The 25,907-nt window shown below is 72.6% G+C and carries 20 protein-coding genes; 6 read left to right on the top strand and 14 right to left on the bottom strand.

Features of this window, described 5'->3' with window-relative positions; genetic code table 11:
* Window position 1 precedes the first annotated feature (1 nt).
* The gene (locus ACF1DX_RS24975) at window positions 2-2,053 is read right to left on the bottom strand and encodes a discoidin domain-containing protein (protein ID WP_391793352.1); all 2,052 of its coding nucleotides are present in this window, start codon (window positions 2,051-2,053) and stop codon (window positions 2-4) included.
* A 174-nt stretch (window positions 2,054-2,227) separates the two neighbouring features.
* Window positions 2,228-2,578, bottom strand: coding sequence for a hypothetical protein (locus tag ACF1DX_RS24970; protein WP_391793351.1), 351 nt, complete (start codon window positions 2,576-2,578; stop codon window positions 2,228-2,230).
* 337 nt (window positions 2,579-2,915) lie between these two features.
* Between ACF1DX_RS24970 and ACF1DX_RS24965 the strand changes: the two genes are divergently transcribed.
* The 5 genes from ACF1DX_RS24965 (at window position 2,916) to ACF1DX_RS24945 (ending at window position 9,569) form a co-directional block, all read left to right on the top strand.
* A complete protein-coding gene (locus ACF1DX_RS24965; protein ID WP_391793350.1) occupies window positions 2,916-5,171 on the top strand; it encodes an exo-alpha-sialidase in 2,256 nt (751 codons plus the stop codon).
* Entirely contained in the window at window positions 5,168-5,503 is a 336-nt protein-coding gene (locus tag ACF1DX_RS24960; RefSeq protein ID WP_391793349.1) for a hypothetical protein, read from the top strand. The genes ACF1DX_RS24965 and ACF1DX_RS24960 overlap by 4 nt, the downstream gene beginning before the upstream one ends.
* Window positions 5,504-6,033: 530 nt before the next feature.
* Window positions 6,034-6,864 (top strand): PP2C family protein-serine/threonine phosphatase, encoded by an 831-nt coding sequence (locus ACF1DX_RS24955; RefSeq protein ID WP_391793348.1) that lies wholly within the window; start codon window positions 6,034-6,036, stop codon window positions 6,862-6,864.
* 51 nt (window positions 6,865-6,915) lie between these two features.
* Entirely contained in the window at window positions 6,916-7,920 is a 1,005-nt protein-coding gene (locus tag ACF1DX_RS24950) for an MASE1 domain-containing protein (RefSeq protein WP_391793347.1), read from the top strand.
* 182 nt (window positions 7,921-8,102) lie between these two features.
* Window positions 8,103-9,569 (top strand): hypothetical protein, encoded by a 1,467-nt coding sequence (locus tag ACF1DX_RS24945; protein WP_391793346.1) that lies wholly within the window; start codon window positions 8,103-8,105, stop codon window positions 9,567-9,569.
* Window positions 9,570-9,591: 22 nt separating this feature from the next.
* Here ACF1DX_RS24945 and ACF1DX_RS24940 read toward each other — a convergent pair whose 3' ends face one another.
* Both ACF1DX_RS24940 and ACF1DX_RS24935 read right to left on the bottom strand, forming a co-directional pair.
* Window positions 9,592-10,491 carry a L,D-transpeptidase family protein gene (locus tag ACF1DX_RS24940; RefSeq protein ID WP_391793345.1) on the bottom strand — a complete coding sequence of 300 codons (900 nt, stop codon included), beginning with the start codon at window positions 10,489-10,491 and terminating at the stop codon, window positions 9,592-9,594.
* Between the two features lie 173 nt (window positions 10,492-10,664).
* Window positions 10,665-14,048, bottom strand: a complete 3,384-nt coding sequence (locus tag ACF1DX_RS24935) for a CARDB domain-containing protein (RefSeq protein WP_391793344.1) — start codon at window positions 14,046-14,048, stop codon at window positions 10,665-10,667.
* A gap of 307 nt (window positions 14,049-14,355) precedes the next feature.
* Here ACF1DX_RS24935 and ACF1DX_RS24930 point away from each other — a divergent pair, with 307 nt between their 5' ends.
* A complete protein-coding gene (locus tag ACF1DX_RS24930) occupies window positions 14,356-15,117 on the top strand; it encodes a hypothetical protein (protein ID WP_391793343.1) in 762 nt (253 codons plus the stop codon).
* Window positions 15,118-15,132: 15 nt separating this feature from the next.
* On the opposite strand, the gene ACF1DX_RS24925 is transcribed toward ACF1DX_RS24930, so the two are convergent.
* The 10 genes from ACF1DX_RS24925 to ACF1DX_RS24880 all read right to left on the bottom strand — a co-directional run bounded on the left by ACF1DX_RS24925 (window position 15,133) and on the right by ACF1DX_RS24880 (window position 25,880).
* Window positions 15,133-17,031, bottom strand: a complete 1,899-nt coding sequence (locus ACF1DX_RS24925) for a DUF2264 domain-containing protein (protein WP_391793342.1) — start codon at window positions 17,029-17,031, stop codon at window positions 15,133-15,135.
* Entirely contained in the window at window positions 17,028-18,053 is a 1,026-nt protein-coding gene (locus ACF1DX_RS24920) for a hydroxyacid dehydrogenase (protein ID WP_391793341.1), read from the bottom strand. Before ACF1DX_RS24920 ends, ACF1DX_RS24925 begins: the two co-directional genes overlap by 4 nt.
* Before the next feature lie 31 nt (window positions 18,054-18,084).
* A complete protein-coding gene (locus ACF1DX_RS24915) occupies window positions 18,085-18,948 on the bottom strand; it encodes a carbohydrate ABC transporter permease (protein WP_391793340.1) in 864 nt (287 codons plus the stop codon).
* Window positions 18,945-19,934 (bottom strand): carbohydrate ABC transporter permease, encoded by a 990-nt coding sequence (locus tag ACF1DX_RS24910; protein WP_391793339.1) that lies wholly within the window; start codon window positions 19,932-19,934, stop codon window positions 18,945-18,947. Before ACF1DX_RS24910 ends, ACF1DX_RS24915 begins: the two co-directional genes overlap by 4 nt.
* Before the next feature lie 25 nt (window positions 19,935-19,959).
* Window positions 19,960-21,291 carry an ABC transporter substrate-binding protein gene (locus ACF1DX_RS24905; protein ID WP_391793338.1) on the bottom strand — a complete coding sequence of 444 codons (1,332 nt, stop codon included), beginning with the start codon at window positions 21,289-21,291 and terminating at the stop codon, window positions 19,960-19,962.
* Window positions 21,292-21,452: 161 nt separating this feature from the next.
* Window positions 21,453-22,553 carry a substrate-binding domain-containing protein gene (locus ACF1DX_RS24900; RefSeq protein ID WP_391793337.1) on the bottom strand — a complete coding sequence of 367 codons (1,101 nt, stop codon included), beginning with the start codon at window positions 22,551-22,553 and terminating at the stop codon, window positions 21,453-21,455.
* A 186-nt stretch (window positions 22,554-22,739) separates the two neighbouring features.
* The gene (locus tag ACF1DX_RS24895) at window positions 22,740-23,531 is read right to left on the bottom strand and encodes a transferase (protein WP_391793336.1); all 792 of its coding nucleotides are present in this window, start codon (window positions 23,529-23,531) and stop codon (window positions 22,740-22,742) included.
* Window positions 23,532-23,533: 2 nt separating this feature from the next.
* The gene (locus ACF1DX_RS24890; RefSeq protein ID WP_391793335.1) at window positions 23,534-24,799 is read right to left on the bottom strand and encodes a glycosyltransferase family 4 protein; all 1,266 of its coding nucleotides are present in this window, start codon (window positions 24,797-24,799) and stop codon (window positions 23,534-23,536) included.
* Between the two features lie 64 nt (window positions 24,800-24,863).
* Window positions 24,864-25,274, bottom strand: a complete 411-nt coding sequence (locus ACF1DX_RS24885) for a hypothetical protein (protein ID WP_391793334.1) — start codon at window positions 25,272-25,274, stop codon at window positions 24,864-24,866.
* Between the two features lie 90 nt (window positions 25,275-25,364).
* Window positions 25,365-25,880 carry a MarR family winged helix-turn-helix transcriptional regulator gene (locus ACF1DX_RS24880; RefSeq protein WP_391793333.1) on the bottom strand — a complete coding sequence of 172 codons (516 nt, stop codon included), beginning with the start codon at window positions 25,878-25,880 and terminating at the stop codon, window positions 25,365-25,367.
* Window positions 25,881-25,907: the final 27 nt, after the last annotated feature.

Raw genomic sequence — 25,907 nt, 5'->3', positions numbered from 1 at the left:
GTCAGCGGCCGTGGACGCCGGCCTCGCGGAGCGAGTACCCCCACTCGGTCCCCCGGTCCAGGAACCGCACACGGAGGTGACGGGCCGGCGCGGGGGTGAACACGGCCGTGTCCAGGCCGCCGTCGCCGGAGGCGGTGGACCAGACGGTGCGCCAGTCCACGCCGTCGGTGGAGAGGTCGACGCGGTACGACGTGCCGTACGCGCGTTCCCAGTCCAGGGTGACGCGCCCGACCTGGCGGGTGGCGCCGAGGTCGAGGCGCAGCCACTGGTCGTCGCTCCAGTCACTGGCCCAGCGGGTGCCCCGGTCACCGTCCACGGCCCGGCCGGGCGCGTAGCTGGTGAACGGGTTCCACTCCGCAGAACTGGCCGTGGCCGTCGCGCCGTCGGCGAGGTTCTCCCCGGCCCGGTGCCGTTCGGAGGCGCCCCAGGTGTCGAGGTAGGACTCGGCGCCCTTGAAGAGGTCGTCCACCACGTGCTGCCCGCCGACGCGCCGGATGTCCTCGATCCAGTCGGGGACCAGGCCGTAGTGCGCGGCTCCGTCGGTGTTCAGGTCCCAGGTGCGTTCGCCGGTGGTCTGCCGGTCGAGCACGGAGCCGCCGTCGACGCTGCGGAAGGGGTAGGTGACCGCGTCGGGCGCGTCCGCCCCGCGCGGGGCCGGCCAGCCGCCGACGCCGTTCATGTCTGTGCCGTAGCCGTAGCCCACGCCGTACTCGTCGCGCAGCGCCTCGGTGCGGTCCGCCTCGTCGACGAAGCCCTCCGAGCCGTGCATGTACTGGGCGGCGAACCCGCCGAGGCCGTAGACCCGCTCGGTCCAGTCCAGGTCCATCCAGCTGTGCGACGAGATCACGCCGGGGTAGGACGCGGCCTCGAAGATGTCGAGCACCCGCCCGGTGGCCTTGACGCTCATGTGGTCGATCTCGAGCATCATGTTGCGTTCCATCATGCCGCGCACGGCGTACTCGCCGAGTTCGGTGAGCCCGCGGACGTTGCACCGCGCGTCCTCGTCGTACGACGGGACCTCGACGCCCGCGGGGAGCTCCTTCTCGGCGCCGGGCGCGGAGGCGAGCCCGATCGGGTTGTCGGCCTGCGGCCCGGTGCACTTCTCGGTCCGCCAGAAGGTGCCGGTGGACAGGAACTGCCCGACGTTGATGGCGGTGCCGAGCGCGCCCTCGTCGAAGCGCACGCCGCACAGCGCGTTGTCGAACTTGTGGCACAGGAACATGCTGCGCACGCCGAGCGCGTACAGCTCGTCCAGTCCGGCGTCGATGTCGGCCCTGTCGCACTGCGCGACGTCCAGGACCTGCTTGCAGCCGAACGGTTCGGAGGTCTCGACGCCGAGGACGACCGCGAGCTTGCCCTGCGCGACGACGTCGCGGGCCTGCGCGCTGTCGGTGACGATCCGGAACCAGCCCTTGCCCGGCCCGCCGTACATCCCGTCGACGTAGGCCTGCATGTCGTACGTCAGCTTCGCCTGGAGACGGATGGAGGTCATCTCGTCGCAGCCGCGGTCCTTGAAGAAGTACACGGAGCAGATCACGCCGTTGGTGACGAGGTCGTTGACCATGACGCGCTGTCCGCCGCGCCAGGCGCGTTCGATCCAGGCGTAGTAGTTCTGCTGGTGGGTCAGGGAGTCGTGCGCGGGCCAGTCCTCGAAGGTGGGCCAGCCGACCGGGTCGTGCCTGCCGTCGCCGCCGCCTGTGATGAAGTCGAAGATCGCCAGCGAGCCGTCGGGGTAGTGCTCGGGGCAGTCCTTGAGCGCGTCGGCGATCCCCTTCGTGGAGAAGGCCTTGCCGCAGATGAGCCGGCCGCCGAACGCCTCGTTGGCCATGATGTGGTTGTGCGCGTCGACGAACCCGCGTACCTCACCCGCGGCGTTCGTGCCCTTGAACGGCTCCCCGGCGACACCGGTCCCGGAGTCGGGCGCGGGCCGGGCGACCGGATCCCACCAGTCGCCGTCGGCGGCGGAACCGGGCGTGGGCGCGAGGGCCGCGGCCAGCACGAGGAGGAGCAGCGATACGACCCCGAGGTGTCGTCGGGTGCGGTACGTGGTCATTACGCACGTCCCTCCGTCGCGGAGTTGTCATGACCGGTGCAAAGCCATGGGGGGAGAATCGCTACTGGCGCGTACGGCGTCAAGTGCCCGCGCGTCACCCGTCCGCTCCGGGCCCTCGCGAGAAGCCGCGGCCCGCGGCGTCACCCCATGGCTCCCGGCCACTTCGCCCCGGGGCTACCCCTTGCCGCCCGTCTCGTAGTGCAGGGAGATGGAGCGCAGGACGTCGGCGGAGGAGACGTCGGTGCGGCCCTCGTCGTGGATCTCGGCGAGCTGGACGAAGGCGAAGGTGAGCGCGGAGGTGATCTGCACGATGGCGGGGCCCAGCTTCTCGGTGACGATCTCCGCCACCTCGCGCGCGCTCGCGTCGGCCGGCAGCTGGATCCGCGGCAGCATCTCCTCCAGGAGCTGGGCGACGGCTCCGCTCCCCGACACGTCGGCGTCCGGGTCCGCGCGGAGCCGCCGCCGCATCTCGAGGGCCTCGGTCAGGATCCCCACAGCCCGCTGCATGATCTCCCGCTGCTCCATGGGCACAGCCTAGACCCGTACTTCGCGGGTCGTTCTTCGCACGGCGCGACTGTCCTGGGGGTGTGCCGCCGGCCTCGCCGGCGCCGCCGGTGCGCGTGGAGGACCGGGCCCGCTGCCGGGCGGTGGACACGGCCGGCACCACCGGCGCGTCGCCGCGCCCCTCTTCCCGGGCACCGGGCGAACCACCGTTCAACCAGCGGTTTCGCGTGCGCAAGGGTGCGTTCACCGTGACGGTGGCGGAGTCGCCCGGAACCGGTTCCGGTTCCCCGACCCGACTGACAACCGGGCGGCGAATCGACAGACTGACGACTGTTGTCGATCACACGGAAGGCATGAGATGTCCGACAGCACAGCGACCGGGGACGGCGGGAAAAGACGCCCGGCCCGAGCAGGCACACTTCTGACGGCCCTCCTGGCGGTTCTGGCGGTGCTCTGGGGAGGAGCCGCCCTGGGCACGGGCTCGCGCACGACGCCCGTCGAAACGGTGCCGGCCGGCGCCGTGCCGGGCGGGCACGGAACGGTCTTCGCGTCGGGCGAGTCGGGTTACTCCTGCTTCCGCGCCCCCGCCGTGGTCCGCACCGGCAGCGGAAAGCTCCTGGCCTTCGCCGAGGCGCGCAACGACGACTGCGGCGACAGCGGCCGCATCGACCTCGTCCTGAAACATTCCACCGACGGCGGCGCGACCTGGGGTCCGCTGACCGTGGTGACCGCGAGCAGACAGGAGGCGAGCGGCCTGGCCTTCCCGCACAACGCGACCCCGATCGTGAACACCGGGAACGGCGACATCGTCCTGCTGTACACCGAGAGTTACCGGCGCGTCCAGGTACGGACGAGCACGGACGACGGCCTGAGCTGGGAAGCGGCGAGGGACATCACGTCCGCCGTGTGGAAGCCGGAGTGGGGGGCGCTCGGCGAGGGGCGACTCGGCGTCGGTCCCTCGCACGGCATCATGCTGACGCGGGGCGCGCATGCCGGACGCCTGGTGGCCGGCATGGGCTACCGGATCGCGCCGGGCCGGCACCTGCAGGATCCGAAGGGCGGCGCCCTGATCCACAGCGACGACGGGGGCCGCACCTGGCAGTCCGGCGCCTCCTCCCACGGCGCCGAACCCGAGCTCGGCGTCCAGGAGCTGAGCGTCTTCGAGCGTGCGGACGGAAGCCTGATGGCAGTGGCCCGCAACGAGGAGGGCACCGACACCGTGCGGGCCGCGTACGCGGTCTCCCGCGACCAGGGACTGACCTTCGAGGCGGACTTCGCACCGCTGGAACCCCTGCAACTGCCCCGCATGGGTGTGCAGGCCTCCACACTGGCCGTACGCGCCGAGGACCGGGACGGTTACGACCGGGTGCTGCTGGCCGCGCCCGCCGACACCGACGAGCGCAGGGGCCTGACCATCCGCTCCTCCTTCGACGGTGGCCTCACCTGGCAGACCCCCGCCCAGGGCGCGCTGGTGACGGACGGCATCTCCGCCTACTCCGACATGGCCGATCTGACCGGCGGGCGGTACGGCATCCTGTACGAAGGGGGAACCACCGCCCAGCACCAGTTCATCAAGTGGGCGGTTTTCACCGAGGCGGACCTCGACCGGCCGGACGGCGCCGGCACCCTGACCGCCGGCCAGTACACCGGGGCGCTCCCCACCGGCTCGCCCGACCAGCTCCACCTGTTCGCCCCCACCCCGACCGGCGGTCTCGGCCACTGGTTCGAGGAGGCCGACGGCACGGTCAAGCGCGGCACCTGGGGCTCCGGCGTCGCCGGTGAGGCGGTGGCGTTCCCGTACGGGACCCAGCAGCACACACTGGTGCGGGGCACCGACGGCAGCCTGCAGCACCGCTTCTGGGACACGGCCGCCAAAGCGGTGGTCCAGGAGGCCTGGCTGCCGGCCGGCACGGTGGCCGGGGCACCCACGGCCCTGGTGACCCCCGGTCAGCAGCATGCGTTCGTACGGGCCGTCGACGGCAGACTGCTGCACAGCTTCTGGGACGAGGGCAGCGGCGAACTGCGCCGGCAGACCTGGGCGGCCCCCGGCTCCCTGGCCGGTGACCCGGTCGCCGTGGTGTACGGCACCCAGCAGCACGTGTGGGCGGCCGGTACCGACGGCGCGCTCCACCACTGGTGGTGGACGAAGGGGCCCGGGGTGCGGCACGAGTCCTGGGGAGGCACCGTACGGGGCACACCGACGGCGTTCGTTCACGAGGGGCAGCAGCACGTGTTCGCCGGTGACGCCGACGGCAGGCTCGCGCACTGGTCACGGGGGGCCGCCGCGCAGGTCGTCGAGCGGGAGACGTGGTCCACGCCGGAGCCCCTGGGCGGCCGTCCGGTCGCCTTCGTCCACGGCTCCCAGCGGCATGTCTTCGCGCGGACCGCGAAAGACACCCTCGCCCACTGGTGGTGGGACCCGTCCTACAGCGTGCGGTACGCGGTGCTGGCCGGGACGGTGCGCTCCGACCCGGTGGCACACGTGGTCGACGACGTACAGCACGTGTACGGGGCGGCGGCCGACGGAACGCTCGAGCACTGGTGGTGGGAGAGGACGGAAGGCAACCGCAGGGAATCCTGGGGAGGCCAGGTGGCGGCCACGCCCCCCTGGTGACCACCGCCGGTCACGGCTCCCGGTGTGCCGCGGTCCCGCGAGCGGGTGTGCTCGCGGGACCGCGGTCCCCGGCGTTCAGAGGCCGGGCGACCGGAGAGGGTGATTCGCCCGCGGTTCGGGACGCGCCTCGTGCGGACGACGCGGCCGGCCGCGATTCCGCCCGCTGCTTCCGGGCCACCGCCCGGACCGGCCGGCTCACGCCGGCACTTCCGCGCGTCCTCGCCCTGGAGACAGCCGACCACCCGATCAGCGCCGACCTCACCGCGAACGGCGCCACCACCACCGTCGGCGGCGCCCGCTCCGTACTCGTCGGGATCCGTGTCACCGGCTGACCGGCACTCCCCGGACGCCCGGCACCCCGGCCGGACCACCGCGCGTCCCACCGTACTCGCCCGCTCCTCCCCCTCCGGCAGAGCAGAACAGGGACCGCCGTGTCCCTCCCGTGCCGCCGCGAAGAACAGGCGGCGAACGAATCCGGCCGTCGCACAGGCGACGGCCGGTACCCCCGCCGGCACCGGGGAGAAGCCCCGCGTCGCGAAGATCGAGACGGGTGACACGGAGCGTTCCCGCTCCGGCGCGCTCATCGAGGCGCGGTGGGTCGTCACGGCGGGCCCCGCTCCCCTGCCCCTGGGCCGATCCCGCACCGCGCCCACCGCCCCTCCGGCGCCCGGCCGCACAGGTGACGGGGTGTGACGAGCGCGGAGGAACCGCCACGTTCGCCGCGGGCGTGACGGCCTCTCCGGGCACGGACTGGCCCGGCCGAACCGCTTCTGACTATCATCCTTTACATATATAAATGAGAGCTTTGTCCATCGAGGGCGGCCACCACGCGTACGGGTGCCCTCGCCCGAGTGAGTGATCCATGTCCCGCACCGGCTCCACGGACGACGGCGACGAGCTTCTGGTCAGGCTCGGGACGCTGACGGCACAGGCGCGTGCGCAGGCGGAGGTGCAGCGCTCCCGGGTCGAGCTGGCCATCGCCCTGCAGCGCGGCATGCTGCCGAGAGGGCTGCCCGTCGCCGACGGTGTGCGGCTGGCCGTGCGGTACTCGCCCGCGTACCAGGGTCTCAACGTCGGCGGTGACTGGTACGACGCCTTCACCATGCCCGACGGCCGGATCGGTCTGTCGATCGGCGACGTCCAGGGGCACAACATCGAGGCGGCCGCCTTCATGGGACAGGTCCGGGTCGGGCTCCGGGCGCTCGCCTCCGTCGACAGCGAACCGGGCGAGCTCCTCGCCCGGACCAACGAACTGCTGCTGTCCCTCAGCTCGGACCTCTTCGCCACCTGCACCTTCATGCGGCTCGATCCGGTCACCCGGCTGCTGGAGAGCGCACGGGCCGGGCATCTGCCGTGCGTGTGGGCCACCGCGGACGGCCGGTCCGGTGTGACCGAGGACGAGGGAGGCCCCCCGCTGGGGATCCTGTCCAAGGCGGCCTATCCCGTCACCCGGTACCGGCTGGACACGGGCGGGGTGTTCGTGATGCTCACCGACGGGGTGGTGGAGGGACCCTCCATGCACCTCGACGAGGGGCTGGACCAAGTGGTGCGGCTGGCGGGCATCGCCGCGGTCGCGCGCATGGACACGGACGCGCTCGCCGCCGCCGTGATCAAGCAGGCGGAGCGGGTGGGGCACGACGACGACGCGGCCGTCATGGTGCTCGGGCACGACGGACCGGCCACTCGGCCATAGGGGCGCAGGCCCGCGCGTCTCGCCTCGCCGACGCGGCGGCCCCGGTGTCTGATGGCTTGTGTGGTGGCTCGCCAGGACCTTCGCACACCGGCTGTCTTCGTGCTCGAGACGCTGGTCGTCGCCGCCTGCTACTACGCGGGGGGACGGCTGGGGCTGCTGCGCGAACTCCACGTCGGCGGTGCGGTGGTCTCACCCATCTGGTCGCCGACGGGAGTGGCCGTCGCCTGCCTGCTGATCTTCGGGCTGCGCTGCTGGGTGGGCATCGCACTCGGCGCCCTGCTGATCCTCATGCACCTCACCTCGCTGCGGCTGTCCTCGCTGGGCGTCCTCGTCGGCAGCACCGCCGCGCCGGTGTGCGGGTACCTCCTGCTCCGCAGGGTGGGCTTCCGCAACGATCTCACCCGATTACGGGACTGTCTTTATCTGGTGTTCCTCGGCGCCTTCCCGGCGATGCTGATCAGCGCGACCGCCGGCGCCGCTCTTCTCGTGGCCACGGGCGACCTCCCGCTGCGGAACCTCTGGGTGGTGTGGCTGGCGTGGTGGGTGGGTGACGCGATGGGCGTACTGCTCGTCGCCCCGGTGCTGCTCACGCTGTACCGGGTGCGTGCGCCGGTGCACTGGTCGAGGTGGAAGGAGGCGGTGGGGCTGGCGGTGATCGCGGGCGTCCTCGTCCCGCTGGCGACGCGCAGCCCGGCCAGTCTGCTGTTCACCGTCTACCCACTGCTGATCTGGACGGCCCTGCGGTTCCAGCTCGGAGGCAGCATGGTGTGTGCCCTGTTCGCGTCCGTCATGGCCACCATCGCGGCGACCGATCGTGTCGGACCCTTCAAACAGTTGACCGAGGTGGAGGTTCTGGCCAACCTTCACGCATTCAACGGGGCATTGGCGCTGACCGCGCTGTTGCTGTCGGCGGTGATCACCGAGCAGCGCAATACGCGGCGCTCCGTGGAGCGGGCCTGTCAGGAGCTGGTCGAGGTGCTGGAGCATCTGACGGCGGGGGAAGCGGCGGCCCGGCCCCCGCGGGACGAGGACGGCCCGCCGTGGGGCGAGGGCTGACTTTCCTCGCCCCCGCCGCCCCTTCCCGTCCCGGAACCGGGGCTCCGCCCCGGCCCCGCTCCTCACACGCCGGAGGGGCTGGTTCTCAGCCCCTCCGGCGTGTGAGGAGCGGGGGCGAACACTATGAACGCAAACACCGATTCCATGGCCCTCCCGGACCGGAGTTCCTAGCATCCGGGCCCATGCGCAACAGATCACGTCACGTCACCCGCGTCCCCCGACCGCCCCGTTCCCGCCGAGGCCGCCGACGGGCGGTGGGCCTGGGACTCGCCGCCGCCGTCCTCGGCGCACTCGTCCAGGCACCGGCCGCCCGGGCCGAGAGCACCGGCCCGTCCCCCGTCACCTGCCCCACCGGTCTGGCGGAGAAGGCCACCTGCTACACCGGCCGGGACACGAACGGCGCGTACTACGCGATCGCGATCCCCGAGCACTGGAACAAGAAACTCGTCGTCCACGCCCACGGCGGCCCCGATCTGGGTGACGGGTCCGACCCCGGGCGCGGTGTCGGGGACCTGGAGCGCTGGCAGGTCATGGTGGACCAGGGCTACGCCTGGGCCGGTTCGTCGTACCGCCGGGGCGGTTACGGCACACGGATGGCCGCGACCGACACCGAGAACCTCCGCCGCCTGTTCACCGAGGAGTTCGGCCGGCCGCGGCGGACGTACCTCCACGGCCAGTCCTGGGGCGGCAACGTGGCCGCCAAGACCGTCGAGATGTACGGCGGCGCGAGCGGCCCCTACGACGGCGCGCTGCTCACCAACGGCGTCCTCGGCGGCGGCTCACGGGGCTACGACTACCGGGTCGACCTGCGCGTCGTCTACCAGTACTACTGCCAGAACCTGCCGCGGCCGAGCGAGCCGCAGTACCCGCTGTGGCAGGGCCTGCGCCCCACCTCGACGCTGACGACCACCGGGATGCGCGCCCGGCTGCAGGAGTGCACCGGATACGCGTCCCCGCCCGAGGAGCGCACCGCGCTCCAGCAGCGCAACCTGGACGACATCCTCGCCGTCACGAAGATCCCCGAGCGCACCCTGGAGTCGCATCTGCGGTTCTCGGTCTTCACGTTCCGGGACATCGTGCACAAGCGGCTGGGTGACCGCAACCCGTTCACCAACGAGGGCGTACGGTACTCCGGTTCGCACGACGACGTGGCGCTCAACGCGGGCGTGGAACGGTTCACCGCCGATCCGACGGCCGAGCGCGACCTGTCCTACGACAGCGACCTCACCGGCAAGGTGAGGATCCCGGTGCTCACCCTGCACGCCGTCGACGACCCCACCGCGTTCGTCGAGCACGAGGCGGCCTACCGTGACACGCTCGCCGGCGCCCACCGGGACCGGCACCTGGTGCAGACGTTCACCGACGAGCACGAGCACAGCGCGCTGAGCACGTCCGAGTACGCCAACTCCATCGCCGCCCTGGACCGTTGGGTACGCACCGGTGACCGGCCGACACCGCGGTCGGTCGCCGCGTCCTGCGCCGCGTTCGACCGTACGTATGACACCGGGTGCTTCTACGAGCCGGAGTACCGGCCGTCGTCGTACGCCTCGCGTGTCGAACCGCGCCCGGGCGGTACGGCGTGGCCGGCCATGACGGCCGCGCGGGAGAAGGCGTGGAGCCGTGTCGAAGGGGTCGGCATCGCGCCCTGACCCGCGCGGCCGGGCGGGCCGTTCACCGGCTCAGCGAGTCGGCGTCGCCCATGACGATCACCGGGTGCCGGTCCGGGTCGAGGGTGCGCAGGAGTTCCTCCATGTGGCGCTCCGAGAGGCTGACGCAGCCCTGGGTGGGCCCCTGGTGGTCGACGTGCAGCCAGATGCCGCCGCCCCGGTCGGCACCGAGCGGACGGGTCGGGTCCAGCGGGGACGTGCCCGGCTCGCGGTTGTAGTCGATGGCGATGACGTAGTCGAAGGAGCCCTCCAGCGGCTCGCCCTCGAAGCCGGTGCCGCCGACCGCGAACCCCTCCGACCGGTCGTACGGCAGCTCGGTGCCGGGATCGGGCAGCAGCCCCCCGGCGTCGGTGAGGGTGAACACGCCGATGGGTGAGCGGAGGTCGCCCGCCCAGTGGTCGTCGGTCCAGCCCTTGAGGGCGTTGTGCGCGGGCCATGCCGGGCCGCCCTCCCATCCGGAACCGGTGTGCTGGTACAGCACGACCCTCGAGCGGTTGGCGTCCTTGCCGCGGCCGGTGACGACGACCACCTGGCGGGCGGTCGCGGGGATCCACGCCCGGGTCCGGGGGCCGAGGCCGGGGATCCGGGCGGGCGGTCGTGTCCGCGCTGCGGCGCCGGGCCGGCCCTGTGCGGGGCCGGCGGAGCCCGGCGTGGCGTCGGGCCGGCCCGGCGTGGCGCCGGCGGTGCCGGGCGCGGTGCGGGCCGTGCCCGGTGCGCCGCCCGCGGGTGCGGTGGCCGCCGGGGTGTCCCGCGCCGTGGCCCCGGTGTCCGCCCCGCATCCGCTCAGAACCGCCAGCACGGCGAGGGCGACGGCCGCCGGCACCGCCCGGCCACGCACACGGACGAGGGCACGGTACGGAGCACGGTGACGCGGACGGGGCGGGCAGTCGATCGATGAAGCCATGTCCTCAGCCTGACTTCGACTTCCCGGAATCGCGTCAGCTCCCCGCGCGAGTCCGCCGAAGTCCCCCATCTGCGCTGCCCGGGAGGAGCGCGGGAGGGGGGCCGTCCGGGTGACGGGCCCGCACTCCGAGTGGAGTAGGGGCCCGCCGGACGGAGTGGCGCGCGGGGGTGGCGCTACCGGTTGATCACGAACTGCGAGCCGGGTTCGATCAGCACGTCCCCTTCGGCCGAACCGGTGATGGTGACGTCCGTCAGGGTGGCGCTGCCGCGGGCCCCGCTCATGGCGAGGATGCCGGACCCGTTGTTGGACCTGTCGATGGTGACGTCGGTGATCCGGGCGTCCGGCACCGCTCCCCCGCCGGTCTTGAACTGGATGCCGTCGTAGGTGGAGTCGTGGATGTCGGTGTCGCGGATGACCACGCCGGGGATGTCCGGCCCCTGGGCGAACAAGGTGATCGCCCCGAACTCCTGGTCCTCGTTCCAGAAGGCGCCGCCGGTGCGGTACAGGCCGTTGTCGGCGATGAGGGTCTGTCCGGAGAAGGGCAGCGGGTCGTGGTCGGTCGCCAGCATGATGCCGGGGTAGTTCATCGTGTCGTACACGAGGTTGCTCTCGATGGTGTTGCCATAGCCGCCGTAGACGGCGATGCCGTTGGCACGCCAGGGCAGTTGGACGGTGTTGTTGCGGAAGTGGTTGTCATGGCCGATGTCGACCGACGGGTCCTTGACGTACTTGCTGGCCCACACCGCGAGCGCGTCGTCTCCGGTGTTGCGGAATGACGAGTTCTCCACCTCGGAATTACGTGTTCCGTTGGCGAAGTTGATGCCGTCCGCGTAGGTGTTGCGGATCCGCATGCCGCTGAATCTCAGTCCGTCGGCCGGACCCCACAGCTCGGGGATGTTGCTGTGGTCGCGACCCACCCAGACACCGACGTTGGCGTGTTCGATCCACACATTACTGATCTTCGTGTCCTTGCCGAACCGGCCGTTGAGGCCGACCCCGCCCTCGGCTCCGCCGTCGCCGCCGCGGATGGTGCCCGAGCCGAAGATCGCGATGTCCGAGATCGTGGTGTTGTCGTCGATGTCGAAGCCGAAGTTGCCCTCGTGGGGGTGGTTGATGCCGCCCGCCTGGTGCGGGGGTGTCAGCGTGTGGAGCTGGGAGTGCCACATGCCGGCGCCCCTGATGGTGACGTCGCGGATGCCGACCTGGTTGTACTGGCCGCGGTTCTGCGGGTCGTCGGTGAGGATCTTCTGTTCCTGGCGCCACTGGCCCGGCGGGATCCAGACACAGCCGATCTGTCCGTTCTGGTCGGCGGTCACGGCGCGCTGGAGGGCGTCGGTGTCGTCGATGCCGTCGTTGGGCACGGCGCCGTACTCCGTGATGGGGACGCATCCGGCGGGCTTCTCGGCGGGTGGGGCCACCTGCTCCAGGTCGACCAGGTCGACGACGTAGAAGGCGGCGGTGTCGCCGGCGTCGCGCTGGAGCCGGAAGACGGTGCCCGCCGGGTAGGTCGCGCCGAGCAGGGCGTGGGACTCGTCGAAGAGGCGGCGGGCGTCGCTCCGCGGGGTGTTGGTGAGCCCCTCGGGGTCGTCGGTGTCGCCGTACAGCCAGCTGTGCTTGGAGCTGAGGCCGATCTTCCGCACGAACTCGCCGTCGGCGTAGAGGCTGAGGGTGGCTTCGGTGCCGCCGCCCGCGGGGGCGTCGGGGATCGAGTTGCGTACGACGATCGAGTTGGCCGGGTTCGTGGAGCTGAACTGGACGTACTGGCCGGTGGAGTCGAGGCGGACCGACTCGCGTCCGGAGGACTCGGTGGCGAAGTTGGTGTGGCCGAAGGTCCGCTTGGCGTCGGCGGTGAGGAGGGTGCCCCGGTAGGTGCCGTCCTCGGCCTCGTACTCGGTGTACGGCACGGCGGCGCCGCGGCCGACCACGATCGAGCGGGTGAGGATGTTGTTGTTCTCGTCGGTCTCGTCGACGGTGTCCGTGGCGTCCGCGGTGGCGGTGAGGATGCTCGCGCCGCCGGTGGCGGTCCAGGTGCCGCTGATGCGGACCTCGGCGGTGGCGCCGGCGGCGATGGTGCCGGCGGTGCCGTCGAGGGCCCTGTCACCGACGGCGAGACGGGTCACGGAGCCGGCGGGGGCCGCGGAGGTACCCCGGTTGTGCACGGAGACGGTGAAGGAGACCGACGCGCCCGTGGCGGGGCTCGCCGGGTCGGTTCTGATGCCGGTCACCTCCAGATCGGGGCCCGGGCTCTGCGCGACGGCCAGTTCACCGGTGGCGGTACGGCTGTTGTTGGTGTCGTCCTGCTCGGGGACGGTGTCCGTGGGGTCGACCACGGCGGACACGGTGTAACTGCCCCGGGCGCGCCGGCCCACGTCCACGGAGACGGTCGTGGAGGCGCCCGCGGCGAGCGCGCCGACGGGGGCGCTGCCCGCGACGGTGCCCTCCAGGCTGACGTCGAGGGTGGCGGCGGCGGACGCGGCCGACCCGGCGTTGCGTACGGTCGCGCGCACGGTGACGGCGTCCGTCTCGGTGGGGGACGCCGGTGTCCAGGTGAGGTCGGAGACGACCAGGTCGGGGTGGGGTGCGGCGGTGCCCATGACCTGCAACTCGGCGACCTGGGCGCCGTATCCGGCGGAGTTGTGGGTGAAGTCCAGTCGTACGTCGGCGTAGCGGCCGGTGACCGGGATGGTGACGGTGTTGCCGCCGGTGCCGGGGTCGAAGGTGTAGTCGGCGCGGGCCTTCAGCGAGGTGAAGCCGTCCGACGCCTGTCGCCTGCCCAGGACTTCGATGCTCTGGGTCCGCTTCGCCCAGGCGGCGTCGGGGTTGAGCTTGACGACGACACCGCTGAGGTCCGCGTCGGCACCCAGTTCGACCGTGAGGGTGGCGGGGTGGCCGTTGGACTCCCAGTAGGTGCCCACCTGACCGTCGTTGGCGTTGGGCGCCACGAACGAGTGAATTGTGGAGGATGCTTCGATCGGCTTGCCGAGCGCCAGATCGGTGCCGTCGGCCGGTGGTTCCTCCGGATCGCCGCCGTCGTCGTCGCCGTAGACCTCGATCTCCGACAACTGTGCCGCGTTCCAGCCGGTGTTGGCGCTCACCCGGACGTGGACGTGGCGCACGTCGCGGGCGGGGAAGTCCACGGTGACCGTGTTGCCGCCGTCGGGGTCGAAGCGGTGGGCGGCGGAACCGGACAGCGCGGTGAAGGAGGAGCCGTCGGTGCTGCCCTCGACGGAGAGGGTCTGGGTACGGGCCTCCCAGCCGGTGGGCAGCTTGAGGACGACCTGCCCGGCCTTGACGGTGCCGCCCAGGTCAACGCGGATCCACTGCGGGAGGGCCCCCGTCGGGCCCTCCCAGTAGCTCAGCCGGCTGCCGTCGGTCACGTGGGCGGCGGGGTAGCCGGCGTGGGAGCCGCCGGCCGTGGCGCTCTTGCCGAGCGCCATGTTGGGGCCACGGGCCGCTGTCGACGCGGCGGCGGCCGTACCGGGTGGGAGGCCGACGGCGACCAGGCCGGCCAGGAGCAGGCCGGTGATCGTCCGCAGGCCGAAACGCTTCCGTCTCATGAGGTCCTCGTTCCGCGGCGGGTGCTGGGGCGGGTGGCCGACCAGGCAGTCGGCGCTCCTGCCATGGATTGCCATGGACAAGTACAGCTTTTGCGCTGGACAGTTGATTTCTTGCGGTATCCGGATTGAAGTTTCCGGCTCGCGCCCCTCTTGTCAATGGCGTGCGCACAACGTTCCTCGGGTCCGTGCCGTCCCTCGTGCCGCGTGAGAACGTCAACCGATGACCGCGCAGAAGAAACGGTCAACCGCGCTCGGCCGTACCATGGCTGGCCACCGAGGGAACCAACGGGCAGAAAGGGGCACCGCCATGTCCGAGAACTCGACCGCGGCCACCGACCTCACCTCGCAGTACTCCGCTCAGGTCGCGGGGGATCTGGAGCGCAACGTCAAGGAGCAGGAGCGGGTCACCGCGGAGATCGCCGCGCTGCAGGAGCGGTTGGCCGTGCTTCAGCACGACCACACCATCCTGGTGAACATGCAGCAGGCACTGGGGCTCGTCCAGGCGCCCGCCGAGGCCGTGGGCACGTCGCAGCCGGCGGACGCGCCGGAGGGCGTGGGCGCGCCGGAGGCCGACACGGTGCCGGACGGTGCGACCGTGCCGGCGCCGCGCAGGAAGGGTGGTGCCGAGTCCGGTACCGCGTCGCGGGCCACGTCGGTCACCGGGCCGGGCGCGAAGAAGCCGAAGCGGGCGAGGAGGACGGCCGCCGCGCGCACCGCGTCCGGGAAGTCCACCGCGTCGGGGGAGTCCACCACGTCCGGGAAGCCCGCCGCGTCCGGGAAGTCCACGCGCAAGCCGCCCGCCGCGAAGGCGGACGGGCCCAAGCTGGTCGAGCTCGTCCGCCGGCACCTGGAGGAGCAGAGCGAGCCCCGCTCGGCGGCGGAGGTCGCCGGCGCGCTCGAACAGGCCCACCCCGAGCGCTCCGTCAAGACCACGGTCGTGCGCAGCACCCTGGAGGGCCTGGTCGCCCGCAACCAGGCCCAGCGCACCAAGCAGGGTTCGTCGGTCTTCTACACCACGCCCGACAGCACCGAGCAGGCCCCGAAGAGCGACGACGACGCGCGGTCCTGACGTCGTCCCGGCTGCTCACCGCTCCGTGTGACGCACCTCCACCGGCTCGAAGGCGATCCGGGTACGGGCCGTGCCTCCGGCCCAGAGGACCTCGGCCGTCCCGCCGACCACCCGGACCTCCTCGACGGCCTCCGACAGGGGCGCGGCGTCCGGGTCCGCCGTGAGGGAGGCCAGAGCGATGTGCACGGAGGTGCCCGCACACCCGCCGGTGAGGCGCGGGACGTGGGCCCAGCGGGTCCAGGCCGTGCCCTGGGGGGCGCGGACCGGGGCGGGGGACGGGTCGTCCCAGCCGTACAGGCCGTACAGGGCGGAGGTCAGCGGCTCCTCGGGGCCGGTGGCCCAGCCGGTGTGGGTGACACGGGCTCCCTCCGGCGCCCCCACGACGCGGTGCACGCGCAGCTCGTGGCGGCCGCGCGCCACCGTCACGCTCTCCACCCGCAGGCCCGGGACCATCGGTGGACCGCCGGCGAACACGGGCCGGTGCCATGAGGCCGCCCAGCCCCAGTCGTCGCCGTGTCCCGCGCCCAGGGGGTGGATGCGGCGGCGCACACTGGACCGGCCGCCGGTCTCCACCGACAGGTGGTTGTCGGCGACGTTGCCGGGTGCGGTGGGGCCGGTGCGGGTGGAGTAGGCCTGGCGCCCGTAGTGCGGGTCGTCCCCGTCCGCCGTCTCGCCCTCGTGCGGGCGCACGTGGTCGCTGCCGTGGTTGTGCAGCCGTACGATCCCGTCGGCGCGGGTCGCCTGGACCAGCAGTCCCGGCGCCGGCAGCGCCAGCACGCGGTCGGACTCCTCCACCGGTGCCGGCTCCTCGCGGGCCGTCCAGAACGCGTGGCCGGCGGGGGCGAGCAGCGCGACGAACGCCTTCGAGGCCCAGTACGGTGACGCCGGGCCGGAGTAGCCCTGCAGACCGGCCTCGTGCGGGCCGTACCAGCCCAGGCTCAGCAGGCCGTCGGCGGTCAGCGCGCCCCGGTCCAGGAAGTGGCGCAGGCTGCCGCTGGCGATGCGCCGGGAGGCGCCCGGGGTCAGCGGGGTGTGGCCGGTGACGGCGCCCAGCGCGACGGCCGCCGAGGCGGCGAAGCGGTACGTCAGCGACCGGCCGAAGTGCAGCGGCGCCCCGTCCGCGCCGGACATCAGGGCGTAGCCCTCCAGATGGGCGCGCAGCCGTGCGCCGTGGTGGGCCGACGCCTCCTCGTCGCCCGCGAGACGGGCGTCGAGGACCGGGTACAGGTGCAGGGCCCAGCCGTTGTAGTGGTCGAAGGCGCGTCCGTCCCCGTCGGCGTACCAGCCGTCGCCCCGGTACCAGCTCTCCAGCAGGTCCAGCGCCCGCCGCCGGGCCGCAGCCGTCTCGGCGTCGCCGCGTCCGACGGACTCCAGGAACCCGGCGACCGTGTACGGGAAGAGGTACCAGTTGTTGGGCGCCGGGGTGTGCCGCAGCGCGCCCCGCAGCCATTCCTCCGCGCGGTCCTGCACACCGGGGTCGAGCCGCTTCCACAGCCAGGGCGCGGTGAGCCGCAGGCCGAGCGCGACGGACGCCGACTCGACCATGGGCTGGCCCTGCACGTCGTGGTCGAGGATCAGCGGCCAGGACTCGGTGTCGTCGCGGCCGGGGGTGCGGGTACCGGCGGCGAGTCCGCTCGCGTACCGCTCCAGCAGTCCGTGCGGGTCGTCCCCGTCCGCGCCCGCGACGCGGAAGGCGGCGGCGAGGAACGTCCTGGCGTAGCCCTCGAGTCCGTCGGAGCGCACTCCCGAGCGGGAGGGGCGTCCCGGCAGGTCCAGCAGCGCGCAGCCGGGGGTGCTCCAGCGCCAGGCCGCCGCGAGGAGCCCGTCGGCCACGGCCTCCCAGTGGGCGCGGGTGTAGCCGGTGCGGGGACTGACGTCGTGGTCGTCGGCGGGCAGTTCGAAGGGGATGCTCATGCCAGGAAGGCCAGCCTTTCGCGTCGTACGGGGTGGAGGAAGCCCTCGCCCGAGGTCCAGCGCGCGATCTCGGAGAGGGCGAGATCGGCCAGCCGGCGCCACTCGTTGCCCTGGGAGCCGGCGAGGTGGGGGGTGAGGAGGACGTTGTCGCACTCCCACAACGGGTGCTCGGGCGGCAGGACTTCGGGGTCGGTCACGTCGAGCACGGCGCGGACGCGGCCGGCCAGCGCGGCGTCGGCGAGCGCGTCCTGGTCGACGACCGCGCCGCGCGCGGTGTTGATCAGTACGGCGCCGGGGCGCATGGAGCCGATCAGTTCGCCGCTGACCAGTCCGCGGGTCTCGGGCAGCAGCGGGGTGTGCACGCTCACGGTGTCGCTGCGCCGGAACAGCTCGGTCAGGCCGACGCGTTCGACGCCGAGTTCCCTCGCCCCGGCCTCGTCGACGAACGGGTCGTACAGCAGCACGTCGACGTCGTGCGGGCGCAGCAGGCCGATGACCCGGCGGCCGATGAGGGAGGCGGACAGGATGCCGACGGTACGGCGGTGGTTGCCGACCGAGCGGGAGGTGCGCAGCCAGTCCGGCCGGGTGCGCGAGGCACGGTAGTCGCGCGCGCTCTCCAGGACCTGTTTCCCGGTGAGCAGGATCATGGCGAGGGTGTACTCGGCGACCGGGACGGCGTTGGCCGCGGCGGCGGAGGACACCTCGACGCCGCGGTCCCAGCAGGCGTCGGTGACATGGCCGCGTACGCTGCCCGCGGTGTGCACGACGGCCCGCAGCCGGGGCGCCGTCCGCAGCACGTCCGCGTCCAGGGGCGGACAGCCCCAGCCGGTGACCAGCAGGTCGACGCCTTCGAGCACGGTGCAGGCGCGGGGCGTGGTCAGGTCGTCCAGGACCGGGAGCGGTGCGAGGTCGCACAGCGCGGCGAGGGCCGCGAGCGACTCGTCGTCGAGGACCGCCGAGGCGACGTCCGGGGACATGGCCAGTGCGGCGCGGGGGCGGGGGCCGGGCGTGGACTCGGTCATGGTGGCGGTGGAACTCCTTGTGCGGGCGGAATCACTTCACGGCGCCGGCGGTCAGGCCGCTGCGCCAGAAGCGCTGGAGCAGGGTGAAGGCGAGGATGAGCGGCAGCACGGCGAGCAGGGACCCCATGATGACGACGGGGTAGTACTCCGGCGAGACGGACGCGGAGCTGTTCCACTGGTACAGGCCGAGGCTGACGGGGTACAGGTCCTGGTCGGACAGCATCACCATGGGCAGGAAGAAGTTGTTCCAGATCGCGGTGAGCTGGAAGAGGAAGACGGTGACCAGGCCGGGGCCGAGCATCCTGAGCGCCACCCGGACGTAGGTGGTCAGCTCGCCGGCGCCGTCCACCCGCGCGGCCTCCAGCACCTCGTCGGGCACGTAGCCCCGGCTGAAGATGCGGCCGAGATAGACGCCGAAAGGATTGAACAGCACCGGGACGAACACCGCCCAGAAGGTGTTGACCAGGCCGGTTTCGGAGGCCATCAGGTACAGCGGCAGCGCGAGCACCGTCTGCGGCACCATGACCGCCGCGAGGACCAGGCCGAACAGCTTCTCCTTGTGGCGGAAGCGGTACTTGTCGAAGGCGTAGCCGCAGGCGACGCTCACCAGCGCGCCGAGGGCGGCGCCGAGGACCGCGTACAGCAGGCTGTTGACGTACCAGCGGCCGTACAGCCCGCCGTCCATGGCGAACAGGTCCTTCAGGTTCCGCAGGAAGGAGAAGTCGCTCAGGGACAGCAGGTCGCTGCCGAACAGCGCGTCGCGGTTCTTCGAGGCGGCCAGCACCAGCCACAGCACCGGCAGCAGCGTGTAGAGCACGGAGACCGCGACGACCACGTTGACGGTGGCGCGGCCCAGCAGCCTCGGGCGGAGCGGGGAGCTGTCGGTGGCGCTCATCGGGCCTCCTCCGGGGCGTCGGCGCGGCTGGTGAAGCGGGTGACGCCGTAGGACAGGGCGATGGTGCAGACGAGCAGGACGACCGAGGCGGCCGCCGCGAGGCTGTAGTTGTTGCGGGTGAAGGCCGCGTCGTAGATGTACATGCTCGGTGAGAACCGGGCGCTGATCATCGGGGAGGACTGGCTGAGCAGCATGGGCTCGGTGAAGAGCTGGAGCGCCCAGATCAGGGTGAAGATCGCGACCATGACGATGGAGGCGCGTACCAGGGGCGTCTTGACCTGGAGCGCGGTGCGCACCGGTCCCGCGCCGTCCACCACGGAGGCCTCGATCACCTCGCGCGGCACGGCCTGCAACGCGGCGTAGAAGACCACCATGTTGTAGCCGAGGTTGCTCCACAGGGCGATGTTCACGATGGACGGGATCACCGTGTGCACGCCGAGGAAGTCGATCGTGATGTCGCCCTGGGCGAACAGTTCGATGACCGGGCTGATGCCGGGCGTGTAGAGGTACAGCCAGATCAGGGCCGCGATGATGCCGGGCACCGCGTGCGGCAGGAACAGGCCGAGCTGGGCGAAGGCGCGCAGCCTCACCACTCCGGAGTCCAGCAGCAGGGCGAGCGCGAGCGCGCCGACGACCATGAGCGGGATGTAGATCAGGCAGTACAGGGCGACCGTGCCGAGCCCGCCGAGGAAGGTCGGGTCGGTGAGCACGGCCGCGTAGGAGCGCAGCCCGACGAAGATCCGGCGCTCGGGGCCGAAGCCCAGGCCGGGCTGGTCGTCGCTGTAGAAGCTGAGGTATACGGCCGTGCCGACGGGGATCAGGAAGACGGTGACCAGCAGGGCGAAGAACGGCGTCATCAGGACGCCCGCGGCGGTCAGTTGACGGCGCCTGGCCGCTCTGCGGGCACGCGGGCCCGACGCGGAGGGGGCCGGGGCACCGGCGCGGGTGGCGCCGGCCGGCCCCCGGGTGCGGGTGGTCGTGGTCATGGGGTGTCACCTGCCTTTCGTCGGCTCAGGTGCTGTGCTGGGTGGTGGACAGGCCCAGGGCCCTGAGGTCGGGCATGGTGCCCTCCTGGGCGGTGCGCAGGGACTCGACGAGGGTGCCCTGACCGCCGCCGACGCGGGCGAAGGAGTCCTGCATGACCTTCTGCGTCGCGCTCATCCGCGGCCCCCAGAGCCAGTTCCCGCCGATCTTCCCGGCCTCCTGCTCGAACAGGGTGTAGATGTCCTGTCCGCCGTAGTACGAGCGGTCGAACGCGTCGCGGCCCACCGCGACCAGGCCGGGTGCGGCCGGGTACTGGCTGCTGGTGCCGCTGGACAGGCGGGCGCGCAGGGCGTCGGGGTGGGAGACCTGCCACTCGATGAACTCCATGGCGGCCTCGGGATGCCGGCTGTCCTTGGTGATCGCGAAGGTCGAGCCGCCGTGCGTGCCGACGGAGGGGCTGCCGGTGTCCCACTGTGGCAGCGGCGCGATCCGCCACTGCCCCTTCTGCCCTGGCCGCGCGTTCATCTGCGCGCCGGCGTCCCAGGCGCCGCTGAGCCGGGTGAGGACCAGGCCGCCTCCGATCTGGGCGTCGGACTGCCGGCTCTCGACGGCGTTCAGGAAGACGTCGTCGCGGTCGATGAGCCGCTGCCAGTAGGCGGCGACCTTCCGGGAGGGCGCGTCGGCGAGGGAGACGTTCCAGGCGCCGCCCGAGGTGTCGAACCACCGGGCGCCGGCCTGCCAGGCGTACGCGGCGAACTGGGTCATGCCGTCGGTGGGGAACAGCACCAGCCGCCGGCCGGGCGCCTTGCGGCGCACGGTGGCGGCCTGTTCGGCGAACTCGTCCCAGGTGCGGGCGGCCTTCAGTCCGTACCGGTCGAACAGGTCGGCGCGGTAGTGCATCACCATCGGCTCGACGTCCAGCGGCACGCTGAACACCCGGCCCTCGAAGGTGGTCAGCCCGAGCGCCTGCGGCAGCAGCCTGCGGCGCAGACCGTCACCGACCAGGTCGGTGATGTCGCGGGCCACGCCGTCGATGGCGTACCCGGGGACCTGCGGATACTCGATGGTGGCGATGTCGGGCGCGTTGCCGGCCCGGGCGGCGTTGCTGAGTTTGGCGTAGCCGCCCTGCCCGCCGGAGGGGATCTGCTGGAACTCCACCTGGACGGTCCGGTGGGTGCGGTTGAACGCGTCGACCACTTCCTGGCTGCCGCGCAGGGCGGACCAGAAGGTGATGCGCGTGGTGGATCCCGTGCGTGCCGGCGAGGCACCGTTGTCTCCGCTGCAGGCGCTCACGGCTCCTGTCAGGGGTACGGCGGCCATCGCGGCGAGCACGGACCGGCGGCTGGGTCGTCCGGGCATGGCGCCTCCCGCGGCTCCTGCGTGTCGGGGACACGCCTGTTCGGGACACGGGAATCCTCAACGCTTCACGACAAACGGTCAATAGACCGATCAGAAGAAAATGAAACGTTCAAACGCTCATCACGTTCACGCGTTCATCGCGTTCATCGCGCTCATCGCGCTCATCCGGTGACGCCGGTCCACGCCCGGGTGGAGCCGCGTACGCTCAGCGTCGGCAGCAGCTCCGTCCGTCGCACCGGTCCCCCGCCGCCGCGCGGGGTGCCGAGCCGCTGGAGCAGCAGCTCGGCCGCGGCCCGTCCGACCTCGGCCTTGGGCGGGGCGACGGCCGTCAGCGGTGTGGTCCCGAGTCCGGCCACCACGTCGTCGTACGCCACGACCGAGCAGTCCTCCGGCACCCGTACGCCGTTGTCCGCGAGCCGCTGGACGAGCATCAGCGCGTCCACGTCCCCGTGCAGCACCGCCGCCGTGGCCCCCACCTTGCGCAGCAGCGCGGACAGCTCCGCCGTCTCCTGTTCCGTGTACGGCCCGTCCTGGCCGGCCTCCGGGGCGCACAGCGTCCACGCCCACTCCTCCACCAGCGGATGCGCGTCGGCGATCCGGGCGCACGCGGAGCGCAGGGTGCGCGCGGTGGGGCTGTCGTCGCGGGTGGCGAACACGATCCGCCGGTGGCCGAGCCCCACCAGGTGCTGCACGGCGAGGTGGACACCGTAGGCGTGGTCGGAGCAGACCGAGTCCATCGCGTGCAGCGCGCCGCCCGGCCGGGGGCGCCGCTCCATCAGCACCGCGGGCACGTCCAGCGCGGCGAGCCAGCCGTAGTCGCCCTCCTCGTCGGCCCGGGTGCGCCAGCGCGGGGCGAGCAGCAGGCCCGTGGCGCCGTCCGCGAGGGCCCGCTCCACCAGCGGCCGTTCGGCGCCCGCCACCTGCGGCGCGATGTGCAGCGCGATCCGCTTCCCGGCCGCCTCCAGCACCGAGCGGGCGCCGTGCAGCGACTCGTACAGGTAGCTGTGCCGCTCCGGGACGACGACGGCCACCGCGTCGCCGTCCGGCACCGGGGCCGCCGGCAGGTCCTGGGCGGCGAGGGCGGAGCGCACGACACCGTGACCTCGCCGCAGCCGGCCCTCCCGCGCCAGCTCCTCCACGTCCCGCCGCACCGTCACCACCGACACCTGGAGTTCGGCGGCGAGGTCGCTCACCCGCGCCGAACCCCGGGACTCGACGGCCGCCAGGATCCGCTGCCTCCTGAGCTCGACCGGCTCCCGCATGAGGCCCCTCCCCGCACCTGAATGTTCGTTTGAACGATACGGGCATCATAACGATCGTCACAGGCGCGGGAACCCGCCGAGCCGCCCCGCGTCGGGCACGAGGACAGCGGCCCGTCGGATGTCCGGCCCGCGGGTGCCGCGGGCACTGCCGGGGCGGGACCTCGGACGGGAAGGGAGGACGGCCGTTCAGCCGAGGGCGGTCACCTCGACGGCGAGGTCGTTGTCGACGGTGTAGTAGGGGCGCACCGCGGACCCGCCCGTCGTGACCCGCGGGTACACGAACACCGCCTTGCGGTCCGCCACGTCGTCGAGGAGGCGGCCGACCCTGGTGAGCGGCGCGTCGGCGGCGGGGCGGAGGAAGACGTCCCAGATCCGGCTGTCGGAGGCCACGAGGTCCTCGCAGGCGACGGTGAAGGCGAAACCGCCGTCCTCGGCCGGCCGTACCGGGACGCCGTGCAGGGTGTCCTTGGTGCCCCGCAACCGCAGCACCGCCCGGGCCCCTTCGGAGAGTTCGGCTCCGTGCAGACGGGCACGGACCGTCATCGTCCCGTCGGTGATGTCCACGGGGCCCGCCTCCGCGTGGGCGGTGCGCAGCCAGGTCCGTATCGCGAGGAAGCCGTCCTTGGTGGTGTACGGCACCCGGACGGCCACCGGTGACGGCCACTGGCGCGAGCCGCCGTCGACGAGCGCCCGCAGGTCCCGCGGGCCGGGGCGCAGCCGCTCCCGTCCGGCGTCCTGACCGCTCAGCAGATATGTGTCCCAGCGGCCCTCCGCGAGCCGGGGCAGCGCCTCCAGCGCGGCCCGGAACTCGCCGTCGGCGCCGTGGGGTTCGAGGTCGAGGGTGCGGGTCGTCTCCTCGGGCCGGCCCTTTCCGGGGCGCAGCACCAGCAGCAGCCGGGGGCGCGCGGCCACCGGTGGCCGCAGGCGGAAGGTGATCCGGCCGTCGGCGTCGACGGAACAGTGAGTGCGCGGGGCCATGTTCATCGGCGTCCCTTCCGTACGGTGCGCAGCGCGTTCGACGCGGCGGCGCGGGCGAGGTCGCGGGCGGCGTGGCCCCGGCTGACGAGGGTGTGCTGTCTTCCGCCGTGCTCCGCCGTGCCGCGCCGTCCGCCGCCGCGGGCCTCGATCGCGTCCTGGAAGAGGCGCTCGGCGTGGGCGACGACCGGGCCGGGGGCGAACCGGTGCGCGTTGGCCACGGCCGCCTCGCCCATGCGGCGGCGGCGCTCGTCGTCGCGTACCAGGTCGAGGAGGGCCGCGGCGAAGGCCGCGCCGTCCCCGACCGGCACCAGCCGGCCGTCCTCGCCGTCCTTGATGATCTCGCCGGGCCCGTAGGGGCAGTCGGTGCTGACGAAGGGCAGTCCGCAGCGCATCGCCTCGACGAGGGTCATGCCGAACGGCTCGAAGTTCGAGGCGGCCACGCCGATCGAGCCCTTGACCCACTCGGCCTCCATGGGGATCGCCGCGCCCATCAGGAAGACGTTGTTCCACAGGCCGAGGCTCTCGATCAGGGCGCGCAGCCGGTCCTGTTCCTCGCCCTTCCCGTAGATGCGCAGCTGCCAGTCGGGGTGTTCGGCGGCCACCCGGGCGAACGCCTCGATGATCAGGTCGAACCGCTTGACGGGGACCAGCCGGCCGGCCGCCACCACGACCTTGGCGGTGCCGTCGGCGATGGGGAGCGCGGGGTCGGGGACGCTGTTGGGGAGGGCCTCCACCCGCACGCCGGGCAGCCGCATCTTGCGCCGGTAGGAGCCGGCGTCGGCCTCCGTGACGGTGGTGAGCACGTCGAGCCGGCGGTAGGCGCGGCGCAGCGCGGTGCGCAGCGCGGGCGGATGGTTGTCGAGGGTGAGGTGCTCCTGGCCGACGCGTACGACGTGCTCCGGGGCCTGGAGGGCGAGGTGCACGTTGAGTCCTGGCCGGGTGCCGACGACGACGTCGGCGTCGGTGTCCGCCAGGCACTCGGCGATCCGCTGGTCCGTCAGTTCGCTGTACTGGTGGTGGCGGTACTCGGCGGCGGGGAACACCTTGGCGGGTCTGCCGTGCAGCGGGTGGTCCTTCTCCCTCCGCAGATCCACCAGCGCCCGCAGCCGTATCCCGGGGTGCGGAGTGAGGTTGGGGTGCTCCCGGTGCCGTAACACCGAGACGATCTCCACGTCGTGCCGTTCGGCCAGCGCGGCCGCCAGGTTGAACGTGGTGGTGATCGTGCCTCCGATCCCATAGGCGTTGTGGATCAGAAAAGAGATCTTCATAGCGGTCCAGACCGCATGAGACGTTCAGGAGTTGTCTGCTGTTATCAGTTTGTTGCCTCGATGATCACTGTTGTTGAACTGCCGGATTCCCGCGCTGGATACGCATGCCGGGCCGGCGGCGGTGGACGGTGAGGTAGGTCAGCCCCTCGGGGCCGGCGGTGAGGCTTCGGGTGGACCCGTGCGGGAGCCAGGTCAGCGCGCCGGCGGAAAGGGTGAGGGGGCCGTCGGGGGCGGTGAGGGTGCCGTGGCCGGCGAGGACCAGCAGGAGGACGTCGAGGTCGGGCTCGCGGTGGGTGTCGACCCCGCGCCCGGGCGGGATGCGGACGACGTTGGCGTCGAGTTGGCGGCCCGGCTCGGCGAGCCGCCACAGGGCGCCGGCGGACGCGTCGTCGAGGGCGGCCAGGGCGGCCGTGTCGCACAGGACCCGCGGGAGCGGGAGGTCCTCGCCGGGGGTGTCGCTGCTGTCCGACGTCATGGGATGTCACCGTTCCGGGTGCGTGGACGCGCCGGCCGTCCCGGCCGCCCTTCAAATGCGAACCTAGCATGCGTATTTGGGTGGTGCCGGTCACGGCCCGCCGTCCACCGTCCACCCGAGCGGGTACGGCTGCGGCTCGGCGGCGGGGGGCTCGCCGCCGGCCTCGTTGAACGCGGTGAGGGCGCCGACCAGCGCCGCCCGCTGCGGCGGGGCCAGCCGCTCGACGATCGCGGCGATCTCGGCGCGGCGCCGTGCGGTGACGTCCTCGACCGTGCGCCGGCCCTCGCCGGTGAGCCGCAGCAGGGTCTCCCGGCGGTTGGCGGGGTTGGTCTGCCGGTCGGCCAGGCCGGCCGCGATCAGCCGGTCGACCATGCGCATCGTGGTCGACGGGGCGACGTGGAGCAGGTCGGCGAGCGTGACCAGTTTGGTGGCACCGCGGGTGGAGAGCACCATCAGCATCCGGAACTGCGGCAGCGTCACCCGGTCCTCGACCGCGGCAAGGGAGCGCGCGGACACCGCCACCAGCAGCCGTGAGGCGGTCAGCACCGCCCGGGTGACCGCCTCGACGTCGTCCCCGGCCCCGCCGGAGGGCTCGTCCCGATGCATGTGTCCTTTGTACCTCGCGGTGCTCAC

This window comes from Streptomyces sp. NPDC014676 (assembly GCF_043084105.1).
In the GTDB taxonomy this organism is placed as follows: domain Bacteria; phylum Actinomycetota; class Actinomycetes; order Streptomycetales; family Streptomycetaceae; genus Streptomyces.
This window is presented reverse-complemented; position numbering and strand designations above follow the sequence as displayed.